This window comes from Neorhodopirellula pilleata, assembly GCF_007859915.1.
Taxonomy (GTDB): domain Bacteria; phylum Planctomycetota; class Planctomycetia; order Pirellulales; family Pirellulaceae; genus Rhodopirellula; species Rhodopirellula pilleata.
Genome location: NZ_SJPM01000005.1, coordinates 466149 through 487419 on the forward strand (window position 1 = coordinate 466149; position 21271 = coordinate 487419).

Genomic DNA, 21271 nt, shown 5'->3' on the forward strand with positions numbered 1-21271 from the left:
TAAATCAAAGGAAGAAGGTCGGCTCAACAAAACTCACGGCATGCCGTTTTCGTACAGTTCGGCGATCTGGTCGGCGGGGAGTGCGTCGTCGAAGATCATGAGTTCATCCATCGCGCCGTTGAAATTGCGAATCAGACGAATGTCAGCGGGAGGAGGGCTCCAATTGCCGATTTCAGCTTTGCCAATCGCAAGCGGGACAACCTTTTGCAACTCAAGAGTTCCCAACAAATTTCCATCGCGATAGTGCGAAACGATCGCCTGTTCACCGTCGTACACCGCTGCTAGTTGCATCCAGCGACCAAAGTCGGATGGCTGCATCACAAAAGGGGCGCGTGAGTTGTTGGCGTGATCGTCTTTGTTGTTCCAAACGGCTAGCTCCACAAAACCCGCTTTGTGAATCTGCCAGTGAACGGCTCCGACGCGATCCCAACCGTCGCTCAACAGCAGCGAATGGAATTGATTGTCAAATCCGTCAATTCTCAACCATGCAACCAGCGTGATTGATCTACTAGTGTCTGGCACTTCGATGCGCACGCGATCACTGGGGCGTTTGAAATCCAATGCCGTTTTATTCGGCCATCGCCCCGTGCTCCAACGAGCACCGATCACGGCGCCTCGCAGTCCGTCATCACGATCCGCAGAATAGTTCAGTAGTGAGCGAGGTGCGTTCACGTCACGCTCGAAATCGTAGCGAACCAATAGTCGAGGATCGTCTTCCAAAGTCTGTGTTGCATTCACCCAGTTCGTGTAACGTGTTCGCAGACGCTCGCTTAACTGAATCGAATCAGTGAAGCGGGAGTCGTCAGCGACAATCGCGGTGGACTCGCCAGTCAACTCGACACGACGCGCTTCGCCCGCGACCAATGACTGTCCCTGATTCGGGTGCCTTGGCCTCTTTGGCTTGAACAGTTCAACTTTGCCGTCAAAGACATGCACTTCCGTCCCGGAATCCTGTCCGACTTCCACGCCGAACGAAGTGCCCAGATCAACCAACTCAACACTCTCAGTGCTGATCGTGAAACCATGAGCGTGGTGTGGCACATGTGCTCTTAACTTGCCCGCGTGAAGGATGCCTCCATTCTCTGACACCACGGATAACAGCGACGGACCTTCGAGAACGACCAACGCACCGCTGTAAAATTCCAACTCGACGGTTCCCGCTCGCAAGTTCAAACGTCTGGGGGAGATTGCGTCGCCGACTCGCAGAGAATGCTCTTCCCAATCCGCGTCAATGGCACGTGCCAGAACCGCCACGCCGGGGTCATCCTGACCTACCGGATCGACCGCCGCTATCTGCTCAATTGGTTTGAGTTCCCATTGCCGAAAACCAAGCCACGCGATGCCAATCAGTAGCACCGCGATGACTGCAACTGTCGCCCATACTTCGGCACGCAGTCGTCGAATCGTTCGTGCTGTTGTGATGTTGTCATCACTGAGTGGAGGGAGATTCTCAGCAGCCGACGCATACCCGCGAAGGTCTGAGTCCAGCATCCGGTATTCGAGCAGTGTTCGCCGCAGCGATGAGTCGCTTCGCAACAACGCTCCCAGTTCAGAAAACTCGTCATCGGTCAGTGAGCCGTTGCAATAGCCGTCAACCAATTCGAGTGCATGTTCGTCGAGGTTCACCGCGATCCCTCCGCCGATTGTCGAGCAACCGTCTGTTCAATGCACGATCGCAGATTGAGGCGGATACGAGCCAGTGCCTTATAGAGCGCTGTCGGTGTTCGTCCGACTTTGCCGGCCGCATCCTGGATCGACACTCCGTCCGCATACGCGACACGGATCAGCTCAAGCTGAGAAACTTGCAGCCGACCCAAACAATCCTGTAAAGCTCGGTGTCGCAACGGCTGATCCGTTGCGAGTTCTTCCGCCTCAGTCGCCAGCAATTCAAGAACATCCTCGGTGAACAGAAGCCGATCCGTCGCCTTTCTGCGACGGTACAGGAGCACTTCATATCGAGCGATCATGAAGGCCCAGTCAATGAACTTTGAACCTGGCCGATCGGGATCGAACTGCTCAAACTTCTTCCACATCACCAAACTGGCTTCCTGCATCACCTCATCAACGCCCTCGAAACTTGGCAGCAGCGACGTAACAAACGCCCGCACACTGCCCTCATGCCGGGAAAACAGGCGAATAAAGTCGTCATGAGCATCGCTAGAATTATGGCCAGTCGTCATGTATGGATACTTCGCTAACGCCAAAAATTGCCCGCCGGAAATTGTACTTTCCAGCATATTAGACCGTTTGCGGAATCTACTCACGGATCGGGTCCGTCAATCATGCTGGGCAAAGCCGAACCAACGATCGCTGCTAAAGAGAAGAAGCCAAATGGGTCAGCGACGGTCTTACTTTTGGTCAATACGGATTCGGAAAAAGATTTCCGAATTCCATTTCGTAGAGCCCGGCGTACTTGGGGGCCAGCCCTTAGGTTTGCCCACATTCTCCATGTCGATTCAGCGATGTGTCAAGTCGCCCCGCGCGTGAAACAATTTTGCGCTGACTGAAGGTGTGTGGAATATTTCACAGCGAAAGTCCTGGATGAAGTGTTTGACCGAGGAGGGTGTTGTTTCTGTGAAACGGGTTCGAGGCTTGCCTGTCGCGGCTTGATCGTGACGCTTGCTTAAGACGACTTAGTCACTAGCGCCGCTTTCATGGATGCCCCCTCGATGATTTCTTCCAGCCAAACGTTTGGACATGCGAATTTTGCGGACGCACAACTTGGCGACAAACGTAGGACCGAGCGACTTGTTGCTACTGCTAACTTGATGGCTCGAAGGCCAGGAGGCTCCTTGCCGCAAAAACTGAATAACCCCAAAGATCTTAAAGCCTTCTATCGCTTGGTGAACCGCAAGGAGGTCACGCACGATGCGATTCTTCAATCGCATCGCAAGGTGACGTTTGAAAAGATCGACCGGTGTCAGTCTCCCGTATTGATACTGCACGACGCTACCGAGATGGATTTCACAAGTCATTCGTCGGTTGCAGCTAACTTGGGGCAAATTGGTAACGGACACCAACGCGGTTACATCGCGCAAAACTCATTGGCCGTCGACTCAAGAACTCGATGCGTCTTGGGGCTAGCCAATCAAGTCCTGCATCATCGTGTCAGCGTCAGCACCGACGAAACGCGATCACAAAAGCGAGAGAGGGAATCGCGGGAAAGCATGCTGTGGATCAAGGGAACTACCCCGCTCGGAACAGACCGAAAATGGATTGACGTTTGCGACCAAGGTGCCGACACGTTTGAATTTCTTGAGCACGAGGTCAACAGCGGACGTCGTTTTGTCATTCGTGCCGCATACGATCGCCGCGTTGTGATCGGGCATGACGCCCCCACGGTACTCCAATCCTCCAAGTTGAAGACTTACTCGCGCACACTTGCGCCAGTCGGCACTTGGACTCTGTCAGTCACGCATCAAGTCACAAAGAAGAGTCCCAAAAGAAATAAGGGCAAGAAGAAGAAGGTCACGCGGATCGCTCGAGAAGCAACGATGGGTGTCTCATTCGCGGCTGTACAACTCATGTCGCCACAAAAGAAGTGCGCCAGACACGGCAACACTCCCCTCAAAGTCTGGGTCGTTCGCGTTTGGGAGATCGACCCGCCAGAGGGTCAAGAACCACTCGAATGGTTTCTATTGACAAACGAGGTCGTCGGAAGCTTCGCCGCAGCTTATCGAGTCGTGGGTTGGTACGAACTTCGCTGGATTGTAGAAGAATATCACAAGGGGATGAAAACAGGTTGCCAGATCGAGAGCCCCCAATTCACCACCGAAGAACGATTGCAACCTACGATCGCATTACTTTCGATCGTGACACTGACGCTGTTAGCGATGCGCGACGCAAGTCGTCGATCCGATGCGAAGATTCGGCGAGCCAGTGAGATCATCAGTCGCGAATATCTTTCCGTCCTGAGTGCCTGGCGACAAGGAAAGATCAACAGCGACTGGACGATTCATGAATTCTACTACGCTCTTGCACGTCTTGGCGGACACCAAAATCGTAAAGGCGATCATCCACCTGGATGGCAAACAATCTGGAAAGGCTGGAACGACTTACAAGCGATGGTCACTGGAGTCGAAGCGATGACGAAGCTAAAAAAATGTGGGTAAACCTAAGGGCCAGCCCCCAAACCCCCGAGATTTTTTGAGGCATAGCGAGTGGTGTTCGATGTGACTTTGTGTAGCATGAGGTTGCTCGGTGAAACGGAGGTCGGCTCTGGTGAGAACCAACCGTCCAAGGGATAGCCGAGTCGATGGTGCGTCGATAATGACAAACCGTGGCGGTGCTTCATGGATGCACTGGTTGTGTTCATGCTGCACCGCCTTGCTTGACATCTTTCCAGAGGGAATCAGTTCGTACCATCGTGTTCATGATGCTCAGAAGCTTTCGCATGCAGGCAACGATCGCAACTTTCGACTCTTTGCCTTTGCTCTTTAAGTGCGTGTAGTACGCTTTCAGGACCGCGTTGTGACGGATACCCACCACCGCCGCCATGTAGAGCACGCGGCGAACGTTGCCGCGTCCTCCCCCGATGAAACGTTTGCCTGACTTGCTGCCTGAATCTCGATTGATCGGGGCAACGCCGACCAGCTTGGCGATCTGCTCGCGGTTGAGCTTGCCGAGCTCCGGTAGTGATGTGATCAGCGTCGAAATGAGGACGGGACCGACACACTTAATTGAACTGAGAATCTCGATCATGCGTTTGTTTTCTTGATCAACCTTGAGCATCTTCGCCAGATCGGAATCAATCTGTTTTAGCTGCTTTTTCAAGCATTCCAGCACGACACGGATGCTTTCTTTGGCGTCCTCGTCCCAGGTTTGCTTCAGACGGTTTTTCTCTTGGTTGATCAACCCGAGCAACTGGTTACGACGGTCCACCAGCGCGCGGTGTTTCTTCTCGTGATCTGACTTGCAGGCAACCGGAGTCGGCTGAACGACCTCGCCGTAGCGGGAGATCACTGCCGCGTCGATCGGGTCCGTTTTGGCGTCGATGCCAATGCCTTTAGCAAAGTCTCGCACTCGGCGAGGGTTGACCACAGCGGCCTCGATCCCGGACTGCTCAAGTTGATGCAGAAGCATCTTTTCGTAGCCGCCGGTGGCCTCCATGACGACGATCGTCCGTTGACGTTTGCGTTTAAGCGTTTTGCTGAACTCGTGGGTGTCCTCCTCGGTGTTGTTTAGTTGGCTGAATGCTTTGGTGTCGGGTCGATAGACATCAAGTTTGTCCTTCGAAATATCGACGCCGACAAAACAGGTTTCGTTTTCTTACTCATCAAAATCCCATCCTAGTAAATTCGAACTTGCAGGTCGTGCAGTTCATGCGACGGTTCGGGCTGGTAGATGAACGTCTTGCGATCTCGCTGACCCACGGCATCAAAGTGCCAAGGCCTATTCGATCTACAAGACGTTTGGAAACAACCGATTCCAATCCGTTAAAATAATTGGAATCGTGAGAGATTGTCGTCGCACGGTAGATACTAGGAAGTCTGCGGCACGACGCCGCCCAGGCGTTGGATCCAAGGGGAGCCGCAGGCGACTCGGCGACGCACACGAAGTGCGTCGCGGCTGTTATCGGCTGGAGGACACCGGTGGGGAGTAGATCGCTGAACGACAGCGAGGAGGCTCACGCCGGGGGCAGACGCGGGATTCGGGATTGACGGACGGTTGAAATCCGAATCCGGAGTTTTACCCTTGCGAAACACCTTCCCGGGCTTGAGCAACTTGTTCCGCTCCCCTTACGCGTTAAGCGTTATCAGCCGGTGGTCGAGCGAAGCGAGTACCACCGGCTAATAACGCCACATCTCCTTTGACCCCGAACGGGGTCGCAGCACATTCACTCAGGATGCTGCGACCCCGTTCGGGGTCGACGTTCATTCATTTCTTCCCAATCCACAGGTGCGGTGCGCGACCTGTGGCTAATTGCTTGGATCCCTTCGGGATGGTTGAGACGAGATTGCCGAGCAGCGGTTTTGATGTTTGGGAGGCTGACGGTGGAGTGAGGACTCACTTCGGATTCGTCTTGCAGTTCTGGCAGGAAGATTGAGGGCGGCAAGGAGTTATCCAACGCGATCGAAGTCCATACGGTAGAATTTCCACGATCGAAATCATTTCCGCCAAAACGGAGAACAAACAAATGTATGACCAACGCGAAGCTGCATCTAGGATCACCCCGATCGGGTCTTGCTCCAGAGATCCGAGTGGGTTCGATGGGAGGTTCTATGGGTTTGTCGGCGGGAACTCACGGATTCGTCGGAAGAACCTTTAAGTGGCACCGCCGACGTGAGGGTGGTTATTCTTGAAGTTCGGCCGCGATGAGTTCAGAGTTTCTTAAAGGATTTCATTCCATTGTTGTCAAATCCCTTTCGTGAACTTTGGGGCCTCAACCCCGATGTGGATTTTCTGAATCATGGCTCCTTCGGTGCCACGCCGATCAGCGTTTTGGACGCACAACGTGAATGGATGCTGCGGTTGGAAAGCGATCCGATCGAGTTTCTCGCCCCCGAGAGAACGTTGTTACCGAAGCTGGATTTAGTGCGTCGCTTGGTCGGGTCGCTCGTAAACGCAAGTCCTGAGGACATTGCGTTTGTTCGCAATTCGACCGAAGGCGTCAATGCCGTCTTGCGGTCATTTCGCTTCACCTCCGGCGATGAAGTGATGATCACCAATCATGGGTACAACGCCTGCAACAACGCCGTTCGTTACGCCGCCGCGAAGGCGGAAGCTGTGGTGACCGAGGCGATCGTGCCCTTTCCGATCGACTCCGAAACCCAAGTCCTCGACGCCATCGAATCCAAGATCAGCCCGCGAACTCGACTCTTGCTGGTTGATCATGTGACAAGTCCGACGGGTCTCGTGTTTCCAGTTCGCGAAATCGTTCAGCTTGCTCACGAGAAGGGAATCCGCGTGATGATTGATGGTGCGCACGCCCCCGGTATGGTGTCGGTGGATCTTCAAGACATCGACGCCGATTATTACACAGCCAATCATCACAAATGGCTGTGCGGTCCCAAGACATCCGGTTTCCTGCACGTTCGAAACGACCTGCAACACGAGGTTCGACCAACGACCATCAGTCATGGTGCCAATACCGATCGGTACGGCAGTTCCAAGTTTCAAGGCGAATTCAATTGGGTCGGAACGTACGATCCGACTCCGATCCTTGCCCTGCCTGATGCGATCGGTTTCTTGTCGTCGCTACTTGACGGCGGATTGCCAGAGCTAATGACGCGTAATCGAGATTTGGCACTCCGAGGACGGGAATGCCTTCTTCAAAAAATGAAGACTGCCGAACCGGCGCCTCGGGAAATGATCGGCAGTCTCGCCACGGTTCTGATTCCTATGCAAGGTTCTCTCACACCAAGTCAGGCACAATCAATCAAGCAGAAACTGTTCGATGACTATCGCATCGAAGTTCCCGTCTTTCAGATTAGCGAACAACGCACTTGCCTTCGCATTTCGGCTCAAGCGTACAACTGCCTCGAACAGTATGAACGACTCGCTGACGCGATTGAGGAACTTCTAGGATGACGCTGTCGATGCCAAACGGGGAACCGCCTGTCATCTCACGACGTCAAGACGCGTTCGGAAAAACTACCTGATTTCCTAACCCGACGCGTCACTCGTCGAGCGTTGCAACACGCCAGCGCATCGAGCTGGAAAAAAGAAACAGATCGTCGAAGTAGCGTGGGCCCCATACTCGCCCTCCCCCTCGCTTCGCTCGACCCCTCCCAAAGGGTGGCCTGACGAATCGGTGTTAAGACGGGTCAAAAAAGTGGTCGCATCGAGATAAGGTCATAGGAACGCGTTTCAATATTGACAGACCTCAATAACACCATCCGGTATACAAATTCTAAAAATCAGAAAGTCGAAAATGATGCGAAACAAGCGACCATTTTCGCGTTCCAAATCCTTACCGGCTTTACCCAGTTCCGCACCGATTCGTCAGGCCACCCAAAGGGAGGGGTTCTTCTGCCTTGCTCCGCTGGGCAACTTGAATCGGACCACAAAACTGTCCATCTCGAAAACCAATCAAGGTTTCAAACGCAACGGCATCAATCTACGGACTTGTGTGGTACGACGAGCTGCGTAAGCGAGGGATCATTGATATTGACTCATCCCTCGCTTACGCAGCGGGTTACTAAAAACCAATCCCACAGGCAAAATCGCAAATTCAAAACTCACGCATCGGGTTATGATTCTCTTGCTTGATGCAAATGTGGAAGTTCTTTCCCAACAGCTACCCCGCTGGCGTTAGTAGCCGGCCGAACCGGTTGCCGTTGCGTTGATCATTGGCATGCCCAAGCGTTCTCTGGCTGGGCCTAAAATTTCAGCCGTCCGGCTAGCCCCGCAACGTGAGACGCCGAGTTCGCGAACGGCTAGCAAACCTTCCAGATCTCGAACACCACCGGCGGCTTTCACTTGGACCTGCTCACCGGCATGTTGTCGCATTAACTTCAAGTCGTCGTGCGTTGCTCCGCCGGTGCCGTAGCCGGTGGAGGTCTTCACCCAATCCGCCTTCAGTTCCGTGCAGATTTGGCAGAGCTTGATTTTCTGTTCGTCGTTGAGGTAACAGTTCTCGAAGATGACTTTGATCTTCTGGCCGGCCGCGTGAGCGATCTCGACGACGGCCGCAATGTCGGATTGGACGTACTGCCAATCGCCCGAGAGCACTTTGGAAATATTGACGACCATGTCGAGTTCCTCGCATCCATCGTCGATCGCCCGCTGAGCTTCCGCTTGCTTGATCGCCGTCGTGTGTCCACCGTGGGGGAAACCGATCGTCGTCGATGCGGCGACACCTGTTCCTTTGAGCTTCTCGGCACAGCGTTTGAGATAGTACGGCATGATGCACACGCTTGCGACTTCGTAGGCGATCGCCAACTCGATGCCGGATTCTAGATCGTCGACCGTTAACGTGGGATTGAGCAGCGAGTGGTCGATCATTTTTGAGAGGTCGTGATAAGAATAATCACTCATCGAAAGGTTTCCGCAACGTGGACAGGGGGTAGGCAATCGAACCGATTACGCTAACGAGGGACATGGTCTGCGTCAACGTGCGGACGGTGACATAGAAGACAGACATGGAAAACGGACCGGCAACCAGTCCCCTCCAGGTCGCGAGTTTTTCTGGTCTAATGAGATGCCTTTCTGATCCGTTCTGCGTTGACCCTCGTGAATTATTTTCAACAGAAATGTCAATGCCTGACGACGACTCCCTGACCGCCTGTTTGCCATCGAATCCATTTGCCAGCCGTTTTGTCAAAGCGGGGGCGATGGTCTACCGTCACCCGGAAACGCTGTCCGCGATCGGCGTTCTTGATTTGGTCGCCCATTTGGAACAAGTTCGCTTCGGTTCGATCGAGGGGGATCATGGGACCGGCAAGTCGACATTGCTGCACTGCATGGCAACTGCGTTGATGCAACGGTTCCCCGGCGGGCAGTGGGTTCAGCTCGGTCGCGATCCGGCGATGTCCTGGCTCGGGCGTATCGTCCAACGGATCGATAACGCGGTTGCGTCGTGGCGGGCGCAAACCCGCACGGCCGCCGGAGGCGTGTTGGTCGTCGATGGTGCCGAACAACTGCCACCGGGTGTGCTGACCTGTTTGCGGATGCGTGCGAAATTCCGAGGTCAGGTTTGCCTGATCACCACGCACAAGCCACGGTGGGGATTCGCGTGTCTGCATCGAACGTCGCTGAATCAACGACTCGTCGAGACGATGTTCGCTGAACTGGTAGCTTCGATACCGGAGGCGACTGTTCGCGAGAAAATCGATAAACATTTCCGGACGTTGGACTTAAGCGAGTTCAGCAATGTCCGTGACCTTTGGTCGTCGCTGTACGACTGGGTGGAGCGGGAACATTCCGGCACCAGGGAATCCAGGCCCCCGCGCGAGTCCGATCGACTAAACTAGTGCGTCGACGTTCCCCACTCCTTGCTTTGTGAATTGACTCATGCAGTCCATTTTGAATTTCAACCATCACTGGTATCGAATCGTTTGTCTGTTTCTGCCGCTGATCGGTGTGATGGCTTCGGCGGCCGGCGACGAACCAAGTTCCTCCCGCAACGACACCATTCATGACGTCGTGATTTACGGCGGCACGTCGGCGGCCATCACGGCCGCGATTCAAGTTAAGTCGATGGGGCAAACGGTGATCGTCGTTTCCCCCGACAAGCATTTAGGCGGTTTGACCGCCGGTGGTTTGGGATGGACCGACTCGGGACGCAAGGAAGTGGTCGGGGGGCTGGCCAAGCAGTTCTATCAGCGTGTTTACAAACATTATCAACAGCTTCAAGCGTGGACCTTCCAAGAACGCGAAGCCTACGGCAATCGGGCGCAAGGTCATCAAGCGAGCGACGAAGAAGACGCATCGATGTGGGTGTTCGAACCGCATGTCGCCGAACAAATCATTGACGACTGGATGGCCGAAAACGATATCGTCGTCGTGCGTGAAGCTTGGTTGGATCGCGAAAACGGTGTGGTCGTCGAGGACGGCAAGATCCTCAGCATTCGAACCCTCGACGGTCGAGTCTATGCCGGAAAGCAATTCATGGACACGACCTACGAGGGCGATTTGGTCGCCGCCGCCGGCGTGCAAACCACGTTCGGACGCGAGGGCATCGCAGACTACAACGAACCCCACGCCGGCGTGCAAACGGGCGTTCTTCATCACGCACACCATTTCGACGTTCTTAAGAAACGCGTCGATCCGTACGTCGTTCCAGGAGATCCGAGCAGCGGCGTAATTCCCTTGGTCAGCGACCAACCGCCGGGCGAATTCGGCAGTGCCGACAAACGCGTTCAAGCGTACTGCTTTCGAACCTGCATGACGAATCATGCCGACAATCTGTTACCTTGGCCCAAGCCAGAAGGTTACGACCCGGCAGTTTACGAAATCATGATCCGATGTTTCGACGCCGGCTGGAAAGACGTTTTTAACAAGTTCGATCCGCTGCCCAACTTCAAGACTGACACGAACAACCACGGCCCGGTCAGTTTCGACAACATCGGCATGAACTACGACTATCCTGAAGCGACTTACGAACGACGACGTGAGATCATTGCCCAACACGAGCAATACCAAAAAGGTCTGCTGTACTTCATTGCCAACGACCCACGCGTTCCCACCGACATCCAAGAGCGGATGCGTTCGTGGGGATTGGCCAAAGACGAATTCACCGACAACGGGAACTGGCCGCACCAGATTTACGTTCGTGAAGCTCGGCGGATGGTCGGCGATTTTGTCATGACGGAGAATCACTTACGCAAAGACCTGCCGACGCCCGAATCGGTCGGGATGGGATCATACGCGATCGATTCGCACAATACCCAGCGATACATCACTCCCGAAGGTTACGTGCAAAACGAAGGCGACCTCGGGGTTTCGACCAACGGGCCGTATGAAATCGCGATGGGGGCGTTGTTGCCCAAGGCGAGTCAGTGCACGAATTTGACGGTGCCGGTTTGCGTGTCGGCGACTCACGCGGCGTTCGGATCGATCCGCATGGAACCCGTATTCATGATCTTGGGACAATCGGCGGCAACCATCGCGGCGATGGCCAACGAACAAGATATTCCGGTTCAAAAAGTCGCCTACGAGCAAGTCAAGCAGCGACTGTTAAGTGATGGTCAAGTATTGCAGACGCCTCCCAACTTGAAGGTAGCTCCCAAAGGCAATCCAGTTTCGTCTCAATCATTTCCCGGAGTCACGGTCGACGATGCCGATGCAAATCGGACCGGACATTGGACCGCCAGTCACTCGAGCAATCTGTACGTCGACGCCGGGTATCAACACAACGGCAACGATTCAGACGTGACCTCGACCGCCACCTTCACAGGAAAACTACCCACGAGTGGTTGGTACGAAGTGCGGATGATCTACCCGCACAACTCCAACCGGTGTGCCGACGTGCCGGTGACTGTCGCCCATGCCGACGGACAGACGACGATCCGCGTCAATCAAAAACAAAACAACTCCAAAGGACATCAAGGCACCTGCGCCGCGATGTTGGGGCGATACCGATTCGCTCAAGGTACTGACGCGACAGTCACGATCAGCGACGAGGGGACAGATGGTTACGTCGTCATCGACGCGATCAATTGGGAGCCGATCGAACCATGATCGAAGTGAGTGTGGGGGGCCCCAGGGCTCCGTTTCGGATCGTGCAAATGAGACGTTCGCGATAATCCGTTGTTTCCAGACAACTTTCCCACAACGCAGTGTTTGACTGCTCGGTGCGATCGACTGCGGGGAGGACGGACAATCGCAATTTTTGGTCATCGAATCTTCACGGACCGCCCCGGTCGAGGTTAGCGTATGCGACTCATTGATGGAGCATTCCTTTCCTCTCAAGCAGACGCCGATGACCCACGAAGACTTTGACGCCTCCGCCCCCGATTCTGATCCCTCCGCCGCCTCCGAGCTTGATTCGGCCGCCGATTCGAGCCGTGACGCCACCTCGCTTTCCACCAAACCGCGTTTCGACGCATCAGAAATTTATGACGATGTTGCCGACGAGGAGGGCACGCCCTCGGATGTGGTGACGAGCGAGTGGATGTCGAGCGATGAACCGGTCTCGGAGGTGTCTGACAATAGCATTGAAGCTGAGATTTCTAGCCGTTTCCAGCCCGCCGGTTCGGATGAAGAATTGTTGGAGTTGCAACAACCCTTCGTGGGCCGCTGGAACACGCTGGTCAGCACGACGAACTGGGAAAAAGGCCGAATCATCAGCCAGTGGCGTGAGGCGTTGATCGAAGCGGGAGCCCCGGCGACGGAGTACTCCGATGAGGCTTGGGCGTCACGCGTCGGAGGCGTCACGTCGCCGCACGTCGGACGACTTCGACGCGTCCACGATCGTTTCGGCGAGCAAGCGGCGACCTATGATTCGCTTTATTGGAGCCATTTCCTCGCGGCCTTGGATTGGGACGACGCGGCGTTGTGGTTGCAAGGTGCGGTGGAAGAAAAATGGTCGGTTTCGAAGATGCGTGAACAGCGTTGGAAAGCCAACGGTGAACTCGAATCGGAACGCCCCAACGGCAGCCAAATCATCGAAGTCGACCTCGATGAAGACACACCGGATCTCGGAACCGCGCCGGCACAAGGTGGAACCAACACGCGTGACTATGACGGCGATACCGCGGGCGTAGCCGCTGGCCCGGCCTACGAGCCACCGGACTTCGGCGACGAGTCAGAATTGGCGGCGCTGCCCGAAGGCAATCACATGAACGACGCCAATCAAAGCGATGAAGGCGGGATCGCCACCGAACCGCCGATGTCCCCGTTGCAACCGTTCGCGGGTTTGCCTGAGCTTCCCGATGATATGGCGGATGTGATCGAGTCTCTGAAACTAACCGTCCTGAGACACAAGTCGGCAGGCTTCGCCGAAGTCAAAGCCGACACGATCCGCCGCTACCTCGAAGCGGTCGCTATGTTGATCGAATCGTGAGCGGAGGCGGTTGGCTTTTGGCTTTTAGCTTTTGGCTTTTGGCTTTTGGCTTTTAGTCCTCCGTAAACTTAAACCTCAACTTAAACTTAAACCCTCATTCAACCCGCCCGCCAATCACAGTTCACCCGTCCCAAGTAGGCTGGGTCGCAGCGATAGCGGAGACCCGGCATCCAGAGCCAATTGGCATGCAAGCCCCTAGATTTTAAACTCGTTTCTGGTCCGCCTTCGGCGGGAGGGGGTTTAGGTTTAGGTTTAGGTTTAGGTTTAGGTTTAGGTTTAGGTTTAGGTTTAGGTTTAGGTTTAGGTTTAGGTTTAGGTTTAAGTTTAAGTTTAAGTTTAAGTTTAAGTTTAAGTTTAAGAGATGGCGTCGGAGAACGCGGCTGCTGGCTAATCGCCAAAAGCTAACCGCCAACTGCTACTTGCCGGGTGTTCGTCGCCGAAGCTCTCCTCCACCCAGCCTACGACTGCAATACTTCTCGCACGACGTGGCCTTCCACGTCGGTCAGGCGGAATTCACGGCCTTGGTAGCGGTAGGTGAGTTTTTCGTGGTCGATCCCGAGCTGATGCAAGATCGTGGCGTTGAGGTCGTGAACGTGGACTCCGTTTTCGACGATGTCCATACCGAAGTCATCCGTCACGCCATGAGTGACGCCGCCCTTGACGCCGCCGCCGGCTAGCCAGACCGTGAACGCATCCTTATGGTGATCGCGTCCGGGAACGCCGCCGTCGCGATTCGGGTCTCCTTGGCTCAGCGGCGTGCGGCCGAACTCCGACCCCCATACGATCAAGGTGTCTTCGAGCATTCCTCGCTGTTTCAGATCCGACACCAGTGCGGCCATCGCCTGATCAACGTCTTGGCACTTGGCGGGCAATCGTTTTTGCAAATTGCCGTGATGATCCCAGTCGGAATCATACAGTTCAATCATCCGCACACCTCGTTCGACCAAACGGCGAGCGAGCAAGCAGTTGTTCGCGAACGATGCCTTGCCGGGCGAGGCCCCGTAGGCCTGCAGCGTCGCGGCGGTCTCGCCACTGATGTCCATCAGGTCAGGCACCGAAGCCTGCATTCGAAACGCCATTTCGTACTGCGCGATCCGCGTTGTGATTTCAGGATCGAGAGTCGAATCCAAATGATGTTGATTGAGTTGCCCGAGCGTATCAAGGACCCGGCGCCGATCGTCGATCGAATGTCCGTCCGGGCTCGATAGAAACAAAACCGGATCACCCGCCGAGCGGAATTGGATGCCTTGATAAACGCTCGGCAAGAAACCCGTCGACCACAAACTCGTTCCCGCGCCGCCGGGAGGACCGCTGAGCAGGACCACGTAGGCGGGCAAATCTTCGTTCTCACTGCCCAACCCATAAGTGACCCACGACCCCAAACTCGGCCGGCCGCCGCGTCCGAATCCGCTGTGCAAGAACATCTGAGCGGGCGCGTGATTGATCTCCTCGGTGTGCATTGACCGGATGATCGCGATGTCGTCGGCAACGCCGCTCAAATGCGGTAGCAGTTCCGACATCGTTTGTCCCGACTCACCATGTTGGGAAAATTTCCAGGGCGACGCGGCCAAAGTCGATGTCTTGCCGATGAACGCAAAATCACGGCCGGCGGTGACCTCGGGCGGACACGGTTTGCCGTTCCATTGATCGAGCGTCGGTTTGGCGTCGAATAGATCCAATTGCGACGGAGCACCGATCATGTGCAAATAGATGATGTTCTTGGCCTTGGCGGCGAACTGCGGCGGCCGCGGTGCCAACGGGTTTTCGTTGCTCGACGCGGTCGCTCGCTCTTGTCCTAACAGCGACGCGAGCGCCATCGCGCCCAAGCTCACCCCACCGGCTTGGGTGAAGCCTCGTCGATTGATGAGGTGTTGGTTTCGATGATCGGGTCGTTGCTCAGTTCGATGCTCAGTTCGATGGCTCATCGGTTCATTCCTTCGTGATGGTTTCGTGCAAGTTCAACAACACCGTCGCGACGGCGTACCAGGCGGCGAACTGGCGTTTGGTAACAGGACCGGGCAACGAAACACCTTCGGCGAGTCGCTCGGCACCACTGGGGTCTTGTTCGATCGTTTCGGTTTGAATCTGCCAAAGATCCGACAAGGCGTCGACTTCGTTCGGCTCGGGATGGCGGGCGAGAACGCGTCGGAATTCGTCGGTGATCGTGGAGGCGACCGAAGCGGACGTGGCGGCCGACGATGCCCGCACCGCGATCGCCTTGGCGACATCGACGTAAACCGGGTCGTTGAGTAACGTTAATGCCTGCAACGGCGTGTTGCTGCGAGAACGTTGGACCGTGCAAGCGAACCGGTTGCTCGCGTCGAAATTGATGAAACTGGGATACGGTGCCCCGCGTTTGATCACCACATAAACACCACGGCGATATTTCTCGTCACCAGGACTGACGACGTAGGGGTAGTTTTGCCCACCGACTTTTTTCCACAAACCATCGGGTTGATAGGGACGAATGGGTGGTCCGCCTGCCTTGAGCGAAATCAACCCCGAGACCGCCAACGCGTTGTCCCGGATCATCTCCGCATCCATTCGCACCCGTGGTCCGCGAGCCAGATAACGGTTTTGATCGTCGATCGCGAGTAACGTCTCGTTGAGCGCGGAGGATTGCTGATAGGTGGATGACATCACGATCGTTTTCAAAACGTGTTTCATCGACCAACCATTCTCAATGAACTCGACCGCCAACCAATCCAGTACACCGGGGTGCGTCGGTCGATCGCCTTTGAGGCCAAAATCTTCGGGCGTTCGCACCAAACCTTCGCCGAACAGTTCCATCCACCAACGGTTCACCGTCACGCGAGCGACCAACGGGTTGTTCGGGTCGACCAGCCAACGTGCGAGATCGAGTCGATCGAGACGCTGCGTCGAATCATCTCCCGATATTTCACCATTAACTGCACCAGAGTCCAGCGGGTGTAAACAGGCCGGCACGCCGGGTTGGACAGACTCACCGGGCGAACGGTAGTCGCCTCGCTCGAAAACGTGCATGGGTCGCGGTTGGTCCAACTCCACCATGACCTCGGTCGTGTCGAGCGACAGATCCTTGAGTTGCTGATCGATCGCGTCGATTTGCTTTTGGGTGGCCATGACGATCGAATCCGATGATGCCCGGTATTCGAGTATCGTCTTGCGATCCGCTGCCGACCATTTTCGGATGGGTTTGGAGGCCAGTTTGGCAAGGTTCTCCGGAACCGCCTCCTGTCGGACGTCACCCGAAAGCACCGACAGTTGAAAACATCCGATCGTTCGAGAACCGCCAAAGTTTTGGTGGAGTTCGAATTCGATTCGCGTGTGTTCGGATAGTTTCAGTGGTTCGGAGAGCAGGAAAGTGGCGTGATGGGCTCGCGAAAATTGGGGTGCGATCGCCCAACCGGTTTTGGGATTGCCATCAATCGCCCCAGAGACGTGATGGTTGCCTTGTGAGAAATCCGCTTGGGCTTCGGTGAACTCAAGTTGACGGCGACCACCGTCGGCATCAATCACCGTTGCGACGAATTCATTGAGCACGAAGTTGTTGCGGACCGGATCGCCGCGTCCCGGACCGGTTCCTGGCAGCGATGGATCGGTCAACACGTCCAACCGAATCGCCGAAATCGTTGGCTGGTCCGACTCGTTTGCCGGCAGTTTCGCGGTCACCGTATACCGATCGACCGACGGGGGATCGTTTCCGACGAGCAACACGGATCGGTCGTCGCGGATTTCGAAGGAATCGGTGTTGCCGAGTGACATAAACTCGGTGACTTCCAAACTGTGTGTTTGCGGTGTGTTTTGAACGTTCTGTTTCCACTGGGTAACCCAGGATTCCAACTCGCTTTCAAGTTTTTTCTTTCGCTCGGCGATGCGATGATTGAGTCGATCGCGTTCGGCGATTTGTTCTTGACGTTCTGATTCGCGTTCGGGATCGGACAATTTCATCGCCGCGCCGATGAATCCGATCGAACTCGGTTTGTTCGGGTTGCTCAGTTCGGCTTCGATCGCCGTATGATTGAAGAACGCGAGGAGTTGGTAGTATTCCTTGGTCGAAAAGGGATCGAACTTGTGATCGTGACATTGGGCACATTCGAGTGTCGATCCCAACCATACCGATGCGGTCGTGTTGACCCGATCGATGACTTGTTCGGATCGGGTTTCTTCGGGCAACGATCCGGCCTCCACGTTGGTCGGTGCGCACCGATGAAAGCCGGTTGCGATTCGTTGTGATTCGGTCGCGTTCGGTATCAAATCGCCGGCGAGTTGTTCGATGGTGAATTGATCAAAAGGCATGTCGTCGTTGAGAGCCTCGATGACCCAGTCGCGGTACGCCCATAGGTCGCGAAAATCGTCGCGTTGAAAACCGTGTGAATCGGCGTAGCGAGCCAAATCCAACCAGGGCCTCGCCCATCGCTGGCCGAACTGAGGTCGTGAAAGGTAATCGTCCACCACGCGAGCAAACGCACCTTCATCGGTGTCTGCTTCGAAGGCTTGAATTTCTTCAAGCGTGGGCGGCAACCCGATCAAGTCCAACGATACACGCCGCAGCAACACGGCCCTGTCGGCGGGCGGGGAAGGCGTCAACCCGAGCGAGTCCAAACGAGCGAGAACGAAACGATCGATCGGGTTGGACACCCAATCGGTGTCGGACACTTCGGGCAACTCCGGACGCACCGGAGCAACGTACGCCCAATGCTCCGGCGGCGTGAAATCATCCGGCCACGTCGCACCGCCGGCGATCCAGCGAGAGATCGCCGAGACCTCGGCCCGAGTCAACGGATCACCGACGACCGGCATGACTTCGTCATGGTTTCGTGGCAAGCTGATCCGGCGGATTAACTCGCTTGCTTCGGGATCTCCCGTTTCGACGATCCCCGCCTCGAGCACCTCGTTCTTTTGGTCCAGCCGCAAACCCGCTTCCTGGCGCTCCGGTCCATGGCATTCAAAACACGAACGCTGCAAGACACCGAACACGTCGCGGGCAAAATCCAATGGAGGACTTGAAGTCGTTTCGGCGGAGACGGTTTGCAAGTAAGCAGGCGTCGCAGCAATCGCGAAAGCCACCAAACACGGACACAACCAAGCAGGGCGAGACGATTGGAACATTCGATTGAGGTGGGGATGAAAGGCAGGAACCGCGCCGATGTCGTCACTTCCCAAACACAAGGGGTACCATCGAGCACGGCGTTGGACACCGTCGATTATAACCGTCGGCAGCCAATGAATGGGTTCAAACTTTCCGGACCAAGTCCATTCCCTCGCGGCCTCGATACGTTAGCAGCAGGGCTCCATCGGCAGCACATGCTTCAAAAACGGCCTCAAAGAAGCCGTGTTCGCCCGGCCATGGGAACGCAAAAAACAGATCAAAATCGCCCATGTCCCAACCGATTTCGTCGTATACGTCGCCTTCCTCGCTATCCACGTTCTTGACCTCGGTGGCCCAATCGGCCAGATCATCGATCCCACGTGGAATGAAACTGCCGCAGTAAAACTGAGCCTCGTTTTGAAGCTCGTCGGCAAGTTCGTTGGATTGCTCGACCAGACGAGGTTCGATCTCGATGCCGACCGATTCCCACTGACGCAGCGAAGCGAGCAATGCCCCGACGCCGAAACCGCTTCCGATTTCGCAAAACCGTCGACCGGTCATTAGATGATTCTGGTCGATCCAAGTGAGTGCTTGATCGAGCAAGTGAAAGTCGCACGGCACAAAGTTTTCGATGGTCGTTTTCTCGGACAACATGAAAGCCTCGATCCGTTCGTTCGCTCTATCAATAAGGCGTTCGGCATCCTCGGTATGGGGTAACTTTGCGATCGAATCAGGGACCGCGATGGAATGAAGTGGCATCCGATGATCCGTCGTTCAGAGTGCCCGGATCATTTGACCGTCGTCGCTCAACGCGAACAACGGTTGCTCTTGCTGCTCGAGCACCTGCCGGACTTGCTCGACGGTAATCGTTTTCCCCGCTTGGTTCGCCCGCTGAACGAGCTCATCGATGTTCACATGTCCGTACGCATCGGGAGTTAGGCCGATAGATTGAGGCTCATGGCGCAAAACGAAGGTGAGGTATTTACTGATTTTCGTGAGTCGTTTGTTCATCGGCGAAGTCTACTCGAAAACATCGTTTTGGCGTAGGGTTCGGATGACTCGCAATCAGTTCACCGAACGACGCTGAGGACGCGATTTATCCCTGCCCTTGGCTTTGCCTTTGGCATCGGCACCGGGTGGTAAAGGTCCAGCCATCGGGGGCGTTTCGAAGAAACGTCCTTGATCGACCAATCGCGGATCACCGGTCTCTTTCAATTCCGACATCAACCGGTTCCGCAACTCGCTGACGACTTCGGCGTAGGCCGGATCGCCGGCAACGTTGTTCATCTGATCCGGGTCTCGGCTTAAATCAAACAGTTCTTCGCCAGCTCGTTTGCCGTACGCATTGCGAAAAAACGGCTGGACGTCCGAGCGATGTCGATTCGAAACGATCCACGCTTTGGTCGGCCCGGCGTCTTCATCAGGCAGCGTTACCAAGGTGTTGTTTGTCATTTCGTTAACGGTCGGTTCGTCACCGGATGCCTCATCGTTGTCACCGAGTCGATAGGGATCGCCCAACGGATAACGTTCCGGCCGAAAGTTCATGACGAACAAATAATCCTTTGTGCGGATAGCCCGTTGTGGGTACGGCAGCTGTCCTTGGCGTGCGTTGGCGACGTGCCGTTCGCGTCCGACGTAAACCTGGGTTCGCGACGGATCGACCCAACCTTGGTCCTCCGATTTCAATACCGGCCACAACGTTTTCGCGGTCATCACTTCGGGAGGATCGACGTCACCGGCTTGCAAGAACGTGGGTGCCAGATCGGGCAACGTCACAAAATCGTCGACAACACGTCCGCCCGAAACACCCGGCCCCGATACCGATAAGGAGACGCGGGTGCCGAAGTCATATAAGTTGCATTTGCCGTGGGGGAATCCCGCCGGCCCGTGGTCGCCGGAGATCGCGATCAGCGTGTTATCAAACTCACCCGCCTTCTTCAACTCGTCGACCAGCACGCCGAGCGACATGTCAAACGCCATCGCTTCGCCGAGGTAATCGGCAAAGTCCTGACGCACTTCAGGCACGTCAGGTAGGAACGCCGGCATCTTGCCTTTCAAGTCGTCGGGGTTGAGTCCCCACAACGCCTTGCCGGAACCTTGAATCCATTTGCGATGCACATTGGTCGGACCGAACCAATACGCGAACGGTTGTTCTGGCTTCTTGTCAGCCAGCATCGCTCGAAAGTTGCCGCGAACTTGATCCAATAAAACTTGCTTGGCGTCATCGAGCGATTGACCCTGGTCCACCATCTTAGTGACACTTTGTGAGAAACCATTAAAACTCCGTCCGGAAGACTCGTACGCGTTCACGGAGCCGCCGTAGGGAGCATTGATAGGTGACCCCGGTGACCAGACTTTCCAAGTGAATCCGATATGATAGCCGGCATCTTGCAACAATAACGGCCAAGTCGGAATGGACTCATCCCAAACCGCACCTTGCAAGATCGCCCCCGTTCGGCATCGCCAAAAATGCTGGCCCGAAACGATCGAACTTCGACACGGCGTACACGAGGGCGCGTTGACGTAAGCGTTGTTGAACAGCACACCGGATTTTGCCAACGCGTCAAAGTTGGGAGTGGAAACGACGTCGTTGACCGTACCCGGCCCATCGGCTTGAGCATAAATACTCGCGTGCCTGCCCCAATCATCGGCGAACGCAAACAGGATGTTGGGTCGATCTGCCGCGGCTGCCCAGCCATGAGGGATGCAACACCAAGCGGCAATCAAAACGATACGAAACAGGTTCATTCTTG

The 21271-nt window shown here is 55.4% G+C and carries 14 protein-coding genes and 1 pseudogene; 6 read left to right on the forward strand and 9 right to left on the reverse strand.

The window, feature by feature from the left end:
* Positions 1-33: 33 nt before the first annotated feature.
* Together Pla100_RS14625 and Pla100_RS14630 are read right to left on the reverse strand one after the other, a co-directional pair.
* Positions 34-1626: a LamG-like jellyroll fold domain-containing protein gene (locus Pla100_RS14625; RefSeq protein WP_146578430.1), complete on the reverse strand. Its 1593-nt coding sequence runs from the start codon at positions 1624-1626 to the stop codon at positions 34-36.
* A complete protein-coding gene (locus tag Pla100_RS14630) occupies positions 1623-2237 on the reverse strand; it encodes a sigma-70 family RNA polymerase sigma factor (protein ID WP_146578431.1) in 615 nt (204 codons plus the stop codon). Before Pla100_RS14630 ends, Pla100_RS14625 begins: the two co-directional genes overlap by 4 nt.
* 432 nt (positions 2238-2669) lie before the next feature.
* Here Pla100_RS14630 and Pla100_RS14635 point away from each other — a divergent pair, with 432 nt between their 5' ends.
* Positions 2670-4112 (forward strand): IS4 family transposase, encoded by a 1443-nt coding sequence (locus Pla100_RS14635; RefSeq protein ID WP_231603061.1) that lies wholly within the window; start codon positions 2670-2672, stop codon positions 4110-4112.
* Between the two features lie 199 nt (positions 4113-4311).
* Here the strand turns inward: Pla100_RS14635 and Pla100_RS14640 are convergent.
* Positions 4312-5241: pseudogene (locus Pla100_RS14640) on the reverse strand (IS110 family RNA-guided transposase); the annotation flags it as partial.
* A 1107-nt stretch (positions 5242-6348) separates the two neighbouring features.
* Between Pla100_RS14640 and Pla100_RS14645 the strand changes: the two are divergent.
* A complete protein-coding gene (locus Pla100_RS14645) occupies positions 6349-7530 on the forward strand; it encodes an aminotransferase class V-fold PLP-dependent enzyme (protein ID WP_231603062.1) in 1182 nt (393 codons plus the stop codon).
* A 723-nt stretch (positions 7531-8253) separates the two neighbouring features.
* Here the strand turns inward: Pla100_RS14645 and deoC are convergent.
* Positions 8254-8979 carry a deoxyribose-phosphate aldolase gene (gene deoC / locus Pla100_RS14650; protein ID WP_146578434.1) on the reverse strand — a complete coding sequence of 242 codons (726 nt, stop codon included), beginning with the start codon at positions 8977-8979 and terminating at the stop codon, positions 8254-8256.
* 221 nt (positions 8980-9200) lie between these two features.
* Here deoC and Pla100_RS14655 point away from each other — a divergent pair, with 221 nt between their 5' ends.
* From Pla100_RS14655 to Pla100_RS30800, 4 genes are all read left to right on the forward strand, one after another.
* On the forward strand, positions 9201-9914 hold the full coding sequence (locus tag Pla100_RS14655; protein WP_146578435.1) for an ATP-binding protein: 714 nt from the start codon (positions 9201-9203) through the stop codon (positions 9912-9914).
* A gap of 40 nt (positions 9915-9954) precedes the next feature.
* The gene (locus Pla100_RS14660) at positions 9955-12123 is read left to right on the forward strand and encodes an FAD-dependent oxidoreductase (protein ID WP_146578436.1); all 2169 of its coding nucleotides are present in this window, start codon (positions 9955-9957) and stop codon (positions 12121-12123) included.
* Between the two features lie 208 nt (positions 12124-12331).
* Positions 12332-13447 (forward strand): hypothetical protein, encoded by a 1116-nt coding sequence (locus Pla100_RS14665; RefSeq protein ID WP_231603063.1) that lies wholly within the window; start codon positions 12332-12334, stop codon positions 13445-13447.
* A gap of 180 nt (positions 13448-13627) precedes the next feature.
* Entirely contained in the window at positions 13628-13852 is a 225-nt protein-coding gene (locus tag Pla100_RS30800) for a hypothetical protein (RefSeq protein ID WP_197167947.1), read from the forward strand.
* A 53-nt stretch (positions 13853-13905) separates the two neighbouring features.
* Here Pla100_RS30800 and Pla100_RS14675 read toward each other — a convergent pair whose 3' ends face one another.
* The 5 genes from Pla100_RS14675 to Pla100_RS14695 all read right to left on the reverse strand — a co-directional run bounded on the left by Pla100_RS14675 (position 13906) and on the right by Pla100_RS14695 (position 21266).
* A complete protein-coding gene (locus Pla100_RS14675; protein ID WP_146578438.1) occupies positions 13906-15372 on the reverse strand; it encodes a DUF1501 domain-containing protein in 1467 nt (488 codons plus the stop codon).
* Between the two features lie 4 nt (positions 15373-15376).
* Positions 15377-18538: a PSD1 and planctomycete cytochrome C domain-containing protein gene (locus Pla100_RS14680; protein ID WP_231603064.1), complete on the reverse strand. Its 3162-nt coding sequence runs from the start codon at positions 18536-18538 to the stop codon at positions 15377-15379.
* 124 nt (positions 18539-18662) lie between these two features.
* Positions 18663-19277 (reverse strand): hypothetical protein, encoded by a 615-nt coding sequence (locus Pla100_RS14685; RefSeq protein WP_146578439.1) that lies wholly within the window; start codon positions 19275-19277, stop codon positions 18663-18665.
* A 15-nt stretch (positions 19278-19292) separates the two neighbouring features.
* A complete protein-coding gene (locus tag Pla100_RS14690) occupies positions 19293-19529 on the reverse strand; it encodes an RNA 2'-phosphotransferase (RefSeq protein ID WP_146578440.1) in 237 nt (78 codons plus the stop codon).
* 54 nt (positions 19530-19583) lie between these two features.
* A complete protein-coding gene (locus Pla100_RS14695) occupies positions 19584-21266 on the reverse strand; it encodes a sulfatase family protein (protein WP_146578441.1) in 1683 nt (560 codons plus the stop codon).
* Positions 21267-21271 lie beyond the last annotated feature (5 nt).